This window comes from Streptomyces sp. FH025 (assembly GCF_017427025.1).
GTDB lineage: Bacteria > Actinomycetota > Actinomycetes > Streptomycetales > Streptomycetaceae > Kitasatospora.
Genome location: NZ_JAFLNG010000423.1, coordinates 1 through 6,886, shown reverse-complemented (window position 1 = coordinate 6,886; position 6,886 = coordinate 1). Strand labels below are relative to the sequence as shown.

The 6,886-nt window shown below is 74.3% G+C and carries 7 protein-coding genes; 4 read left to right on the top strand and 3 right to left on the bottom strand.

Going from position 1 to position 6,886, the window contains the following annotated elements; translation table 11 throughout:
* On the top strand, positions 1-1,393 hold a 1,393-nt coding region (locus tag J0670_RS25715; protein WP_207814045.1), incomplete at its 5' end, for an AMP-binding protein.
* A 161-nt stretch (positions 1,394-1,554) separates the two neighbouring features.
* On the opposite strand, the gene J0670_RS25710 is transcribed toward J0670_RS25715, so the two are convergent.
* Positions 1,555-2,442: a LysR family transcriptional regulator gene (locus J0670_RS25710; RefSeq protein ID WP_207814044.1), complete on the bottom strand. Its 888-nt coding sequence runs from the start codon at positions 2,440-2,442 to the stop codon at positions 1,555-1,557.
* A gap of 90 nt (positions 2,443-2,532) precedes the next feature.
* Here J0670_RS25710 and J0670_RS25705 point away from each other — a divergent pair, with 90 nt between their 5' ends.
* Positions 2,533-2,886, top strand: coding sequence for a DoxX family protein (locus tag J0670_RS25705; RefSeq protein WP_207814043.1), 354 nt, complete (start codon positions 2,533-2,535; stop codon positions 2,884-2,886).
* Here J0670_RS25705 and J0670_RS25700 read toward each other — a convergent pair.
* The gene (locus J0670_RS25700; protein ID WP_207814042.1) at positions 2,835-3,773 is read right to left on the bottom strand and encodes a helix-turn-helix transcriptional regulator; all 939 of its coding nucleotides are present in this window, start codon (positions 3,771-3,773) and stop codon (positions 2,835-2,837) included. The genes J0670_RS25705 and J0670_RS25700 overlap by 52 nt on opposite strands.
* 161 nt (positions 3,774-3,934) lie before the next feature.
* Here J0670_RS25700 and J0670_RS25695 point away from each other — a divergent pair, with 161 nt between their 5' ends.
* Positions 3,935-5,113 carry an MFS transporter gene (locus tag J0670_RS25695; protein ID WP_207814041.1) on the top strand — a complete coding sequence of 393 codons (1,179 nt, stop codon included), beginning with the start codon at positions 3,935-3,937 and terminating at the stop codon, positions 5,111-5,113.
* Here the strand turns inward: J0670_RS25695 and J0670_RS25690 are convergent.
* Positions 5,107-5,748: a TetR/AcrR family transcriptional regulator gene (locus J0670_RS25690; RefSeq protein ID WP_207814040.1), complete on the bottom strand. Its 642-nt coding sequence runs from the start codon at positions 5,746-5,748 to the stop codon at positions 5,107-5,109. The two genes, J0670_RS25695 and J0670_RS25690, sit on opposite strands and share 7 nt — an antisense overlap.
* A gap of 59 nt (positions 5,749-5,807) precedes the next feature.
* On the opposite strand from J0670_RS25690, the gene J0670_RS25685 reads away from it, so the two are divergent.
* A partial coding sequence (locus tag J0670_RS25685) for an aldehyde dehydrogenase family protein (protein ID WP_207814039.1) occupies positions 5,808-6,886 on the top strand: 1,079 nt, incomplete at its 3' end.

Here is a 6,886-nt window from a genome sequence, read left to right as displayed (position 1 = left end):
GCTCATCGCCCGGGGCGTCGGCCGCGGCACCACCGTCACCCTGCTCACCGGCAACACCCCCGAGGCGCTCACCGCCCGCTACGCGGCCACCCTCGCGGGCGCCCGGGTGGTGAGCCTGTACGACGGCATGAGCGTGCCGGTCCTGGCCGAGATCGTGGCGAGCGTCGACACCACCGTCCTCCTCGTGGACGCCGAACGCTTCGATGCCGCCGCCGAGTTGCTGCCGCTGATCGACGTGCCGACCGTCCTCACCCTGGGCCCGGGCCCGGAGTCGATCGGCGCCGATGTGATCGCCGCCTCCGCGCACCGCCCGGCCGAGCCGCCGGCCGTCCGTCTCGGACCGGACGACGACCTGGGCATCCGCCACACCGGCGGCACCACCGGGATCCCCAAGGGCATCCTCGGCCTGCACGGCCCTTACCGGACCATCTTCGACGTCGCGTTCTTCGCCGGCGCCCCGGGCGAGCCGCCCCGCTTCCTCGCGGCCACCGCGCTCGCCCATCTCGCCGGGATCATGGCCGACCTGGCGCTCTACCACGGCGGTCTGGTGGTCCTCCAGCGCACCTTCGAGCCCGGCGAGGTGCTGGCCGCGATCGAACGCGAGCGCATCACCGACCTCTGGGTGCTGCCGCCGCTGCTCCACCGGCTGCTCGACCACCCGGCGATCAGCCGCACCGACGTGTCCAGCCTGCGGAAGATCCTCTACGGCGGCAGCGCCTCCTCGCCGACCCGGGTGCGCGAGGCGCTCAAGGTCTTCGGGCCGGTCCTGATCGGCGTCTACGGGATGTCGGAGGCGCAGCTGATCTCCGCGCTCCCCTCGGAGGAGCACGACCGGATCGGCCACGGCGGCCAGGTCTCGGTCGGCCGGCCCGCCGACGGCGTCGAGGTGGAGATCCGGGACGTCGACGGCACCGTGCTGCCGACCGGGGAGCAGGGCGAGGTCCACGTCCGCTCCGCCAGCCTCATGGCCGGGTACTGGAAGCAGCCCGACCTCACCGCCCAGGTGCTGCAGGACGGTTGGCTGAACACCGGCGACGTCGGCTACTTCGACGAGGACGGCTACCTCTACCTGGCGGACCGGGCCAAGGACCTGATCATCGTGGTCGGCGGGCACGTCTACCCGTCCGAGGTGGAGGACCTGCTCGTCTCCCACCCGGCGATCGCCCAGTGCGCCGTCTTCGGGGTGCGCGACGCTCAGCAGGCGGAGCACGTCCACGTCGCCGTCGTCCCGGCGCCGGGGCAGCGGCCGGAGCTGGACGAGATCCAGGCGTTCGTCACGGCCCGCAAGGGGCGGATCTACGCGCCGGAGGTCCTGCACCTGGTGGACGAGATCCCGCTGACGGCGGTCGGCAAGCCGGACAAGAAGCGGCTGCGCCAGTCCGTGGCCGGCTGAAGGGCCGGTCGGGACGGCGGACACCGAACCCCCACCGAAACCGGCGCGGATCCCCACCCGGTTTCACTCCCAAGCGGGGTTTGGCTCAACGAACCACGGCCCGGCTGCCGAGAAGCCAACGGGGGTGGCGGCGCTGAGGGCCGTCACCCCTTCCTCGTTCCTCAGGCGCTCTCCAGGCAGCAGTCCACGAAGTCCCGGACGACGGGGTTGCCGTCGTCCTCCGGTGCCCAGGCGACCCCGATCCGGCTGGGGGTGACGCCGCTGACGGGCCGGTAGGTGATGCCGGGCCGGGCGTAGAAGCGGGCGGTGGACTCCGGGGCGAGGGCGATGCCGTAGCCGTTGACGATGGCGCTGAGCCAGTCGTCCGGCTGGTCGACGACGGCGCCGATGCGGACGGGGTGTCCCTCGCGCTCGTCGGCGGCGAGCCAGTAGTCCCGCCAGCGGCCGGTCTCGGCGGGGGCGGCGACGAAGGGCTCGTCCCACAGCTCCCGGAAGGCGATCTCCGCGCGGTCGGCCAGCGGGTGCGCCGAGGGCAGCGCGACCCAGCGGGGCTCGGTGGACAGTTCGGCCACCCGCAACCGCTCCTGCCCGGGGAAGGGCAGCCGCAGCAGGGCGGCGTCGACCTCCCCGGTGCCGAGGCCGGCCGTCGGATCGGACCACGTGGCGTGCCGCATGTCGACCCGCCAGCCCGGGCGGCGGCGGGCGAACCCGGCCACGATGCGCGGGGTCGCCTCGTTGGCCGCACTGGCCAGGAAGCCGACCCGCAGCACCCGCTCGGCCCGGCTCGCCGTACGCCTGGTCTCGCGCAGCGCCGCGTCCCAGTCCGCCAGCAGCCCCGGCGCCCGCGCCGCCAGGGCGCGGCCCGCCGCGGTGAGCGTCATCCCGGCCCGGGACCGTACGAACAGGGGCGTGCCGAGCCGCTTCTCCAGCTGCCGGATCTGCTTGGTGAGCGCGGGCTGGGAGACGAAGAGCCGCTCCGCCGCGCGGGTCAGGCTGCCGTCCTCCGCGACGGCGGCGAAGGTGCGCAGCAGCCGGGTGTCCACATCCATTCCATCAGGTTATGGAAGCAGGTATTGGACGCAAGTCAGGGGTCCTGAGGAGGCTGGATCCACCGGGACCGCTACGGAGAGAAGGAACCCATGTCCACCGCCTACGTGATCGTGACCGTCCTCGCTATCGCCGCCAACGCGGCGATAGCCGCGGCGGACTTCGCCGGAGCCCGGTTCGTTCTGGCCAACTCCGCCGAGGTGAACGTCGCGCCGCGCTGGATCCCGCCGCTCGCCGCGCTGAAGACGGCCGGGGCCGTCGGCCTGCTGGTCGGCCTGGTCGCCTTCCCGCCGCTCGGCGTCGCCGCCGCGGTGGGCCTGGTGCTCTTCTACGTGGGCGCCGTGATCACCCACGTCCGCGCCCGGGTCCTCCACAACATCTACTTCCCGGGCGCCTACCTCGCGCTGGCCGTCGCCTCGCTCGCCCTCGCGGCCGCCGCCCGCTGAGCCGGCCCCGACTCCCGTTCCAGCAGGGCCAGGGCGTCCGCCGCGGCCGGGTCCGGGCCGGGGGTGTAGAGCTCCAACCGGTGGTCCGGCCGGTCGGGTTGGAGCCACACCTGGTACGTCACCTCCAACGGCCCGACCACGGGGTGGTCCAGCACCCGGCTGCCGAAGGTGCACTCCCGGACGTTCCCGCCGGCCCACCAGCCGGCGAACTCCGGGCTCTTCATGCTGAGTTCGCCGATCAGCTCGGCCAGCGCGCGGTCCTCCCCGTACCGGCCGGCGACGAGCCGCAGATAGCCGACGTGGGTGCGGGCGTAGTGCTCCCAGTCCCGTTCGAGCTCGCGGGTGTGCGGGTCCAGGAACAGCATCCGGCTCATCGACGGCCGGGTGGCCGGGTCGGCCGGTGCCTCGTACGGCAGGTGGCCGGCGAGCAGCGCGTGGCCGAGCGGGTTCCAGGCCAGCACGTCGTTGCGCCGCCCGAGCAGCAGCGCGGGCAGGTGGTGCAGCGCTTCGAGGAGCTGCACCGAGCGCGGGTGCGGCTGCTCGGACGGGGGCCGGCGCCGGACGGCCCGGGGCGGGCGGCGGGCGAGGTCGTACAGGTGGGCGCGCTGGGTGGCGTCCAGCCGCAGGACGCGGGCGATCGCGTCCAGCACCTGGTCCGAGGCGTTGGTGCTGCGGCCCTGTTCCAGCCGGGTGTAGTAGGCGAGGCTGATGCCCGCCAGCCCGGCCAGCTCCTCCCGGCGCAGCCCGGGCACCCGCCGGTGCTCGGACGGCACCCGCAGGTCCAGCTCGGCCGGGGTGACGGCGGCGCGGCGCAGGCGCAGGAACTCGCCCAGTTCGCTGCCGCTTCCCTCGGTTGCCTTGGCTGCCTTGGCTGTCTTGCCTCCCATGCCTCCCATGCCTCCCGAGCGTAGGGCGGAAGGTTTTCGCAGGCCAGCGCCATGGGTGACCCTGCGAGTAGCAGGAACGGCAGGTGGCTGGCTGCCGCACCGGGCGCCACCGAAGCATGGCTCCGTACCCCGCCCCTCCGGCCAGAGGACGTCCCACCGCCATGCCCCCAGCCCTGCTCGCGCTCGCCCTGAGCGCCTTCGCCATCGGCACCACCGAGTTCGTCACCAACGGCCTGCTCACCGAGCTGGCCGCCGACTTCGACGTCACCGTCGCCCAGGCCGGGCTGGTCACCACCGCCTACGCGGTCGGCCAGGCCTGCGGGCCGGTGCTCGCCCTGCTCACCCTGCGGATGCGCAGCCGACGGCTGCTGGTGCTGCTGATGCTGCTGTTCACCGTCGGGAACCTCGCCTCGGCGCTCGCCCCGGGCTTCGGGCCGCTGCTGGCCGCCCGCTTCCTCACCGCGTGCACCCACACCGCCTTCTTCGGCGCGGCCTCGGTGGTCGCCTCCCGGCTCGTCCCGGCGGCCCGGCAGGGCGCGGCGATCGCCCTGGTGTTCACCGGGCTGAGCCTGGCCAACGTGCTGGGCCTGCCGATCGGCACCCTGGCCGGGCAGGCCTGGGGCTGGCGCGGGGCGTTCGTGCTGGTCGCGGTGCTGGGTGCGGGCGGGCTGCTCGGGCTGCTCCTGCTCCTCCCCCGCTCCTCGGCGGAGTCCTCCGGCGGGATCGCGCTCCGCGCCGAGCTGGCCGTCTTCGCCGACCTGCGACTCTGGCTGGCGCTCGCGGCGACGGCGATCGGCTTCGGCGGGCTGTTCGCCTCCTTCACCTTCGTCCAGCCGATGCTGACCGAGGTCACGGGCTTCGGCACCGGCGACGTGGTGTGGCTGCTCGCGGTCTACGGCGCCGGACTGGTCGCGGGCAACTGGACGGCCGGGCGGGCGGCCGACCGCGCCCTCGTCCCGACCACGGCCGCGCTGCTGGCGGCCCTCACCCTCGCGCTCGCCCTGTTCTCCGTCACCGTCCACCACCGCGGCGCGGCCGTCGCCACCCTGTTCCTCCTCGGTTTCTGCGGCTTCGGCCTGCTCACCCCCACCCAGGCCTACGTGCTGCGGGTCGCGGGCCGCGAGTCCGCGCTCGTCGGCACGGCGAACACCGCCGCCTTCGGCGCGGGCATCACCCTCGGCTCCCTGCTCGGCGCCGCCGTCATCGAGCGCGGCGGCTCGTACCCGGCCACCAACCTGGCCGGTGCCGCGATGACCGCCCTCGGCCTGCTCGTCTTCGGCCTCTCGGTAGCCGCCGGCCGACGCCGGCGGACCGACTCCCCTTCCGCTTCGGGTCATTGACTCCCGCCGCCCACCGCCCGCAGGGCGAAGGGCAGCAGGCGGTCGGCGGTCTCCCGGGCGGTGTCCGCGTCGACGTCCTGCGGCGGTTGCGGGGTGAGCAGGAAGCGGGTCATCGCCGGGCCGAGCACCACCTCGCCGAGCAGGTCAGCGTCCTTGAGCGGCGGTATCTCCCCCCGCTCGACCGCGCGCCGCACGACCTCCTCCACCCGCGCGTACACGGGCCGCAGGAAGGCCCGCACCAGCGCGTCGGCCAGGGCGGCGTTGTGGGCGGCCTCGCCGATCAGGGCGCGCATCAGCCGGCCGCTCTCGCCGGTCATGGCGGCGGCCTTGTCGCGCAGCACGACCCGCAGGTCGCCCTCCAGACTGCCGGTCTCCGGCGGCGTGTGCGCGCCCTCCCCGTACAGCGCGGCGGCGGCGATCACCAGGTCCTCCTTGGACGACCAGCGCCGGTAGAGGGTCGCCGTGGACACCCCGGCCCGGGCCGCCACCGCGGCGGTCGTCAGCCCGCCGTAGCCGCTCTCCGCCAGGACGGCGAGCGTGGCGTCCAGCAGCGCCCGGTCCCGGGCGGCGTCGCGGGGGCGGCCCCGGCGCGGCGCGGGCTCGGCGGGCTGGGACGGGGCTGTGCTGGGGGTCATGCCGACGAGTCTATCGAAAACTAGAAACGAAATCGTTTCGTTTCGTTTATGCTCGAGGCATGAGCCCGGACACCCTCCCCGCCGACGCCGCGACCACCGACGCGGCCGCCACCGTCACCCGCCTGAACGCCACCTTCGCCACCGGCCGGACCAAGTCCCTCGCCTGGCGCAAGGCCCAACTGCGCGCCCTGCGGCGCCTGCTGGTCGAGCAGGAGGCCGCCTTCGCGGACGCCCTGCACACCGACCTCGGCAAGAGCCCCACCGAGGCCCACACCACCGAGATCGGCTTCACGATCAACGAGATCGACCACACCCTGCGCCACCTCGACCGCTGGCTGCGCCCGCGCCGGGTGGCGGTCCCGCTGGCGCTTCAGCCCGCCCGGGCCCGTACGGTGCGCGAGCCGCTCGGCACGGTGCTGGTCATCGCCCCCTGGAACTACCCGCTGCAGCTCGCCCTCGCCCCGCTGGTCGGCGCGATCGCCGCCGGCAACTGCGCGGTGGTCAAGCCCAGCGAACTCGCCCCCGCCACCTCGGCGTTGATCGCCCACTGGCTGCCCCGCACGCTCGACCGGCAGGCCGTCGCCGTCGTCGAGGGCGGCGTGCCGGAGACCACCGCCCTCCTGGAGCAGCGCTTCGACCACGTCTTCTACACCGGCAACGGCGCCGTCGGCCGCATCGTGATGACCGCCGCCGCACGCCACCTCACCCCCGTCACCCTGGAGTTGGGCGGCAAGAGCCCCGCCGTCGTCGAACCCGGCACCGACCTCGCCACGGCCGCCCGCCGCATCGCCTGGGGCAAGTTCATGAACGCCGGTCAGACCTGCGTCGCCCCCGACTACGTCCTCGCCGTCGGCGACACCGCCACCGAACTCGAAGCGCACCTCACCGCCGCCATCCGCGAGATGTACGGCACCGAGCCGGTCCGGAGCCCCGACTACGGCCGCATCGTCAACGAACGCCACTTCGACCGGCTCACCGCCCTGCTCGCCGACGGCCGCATCGTCACCGGCGGCGACCACGACCGCGCCACCCGCTACCTCGCCCCCACCGTCCTCGCCGACGTCGACCCCGACGCCCCGGTGATGCGCGAGGAGATCTTCGGGCCCGTCCTCCCGATCATCCGCGTCCCCGACCTCGA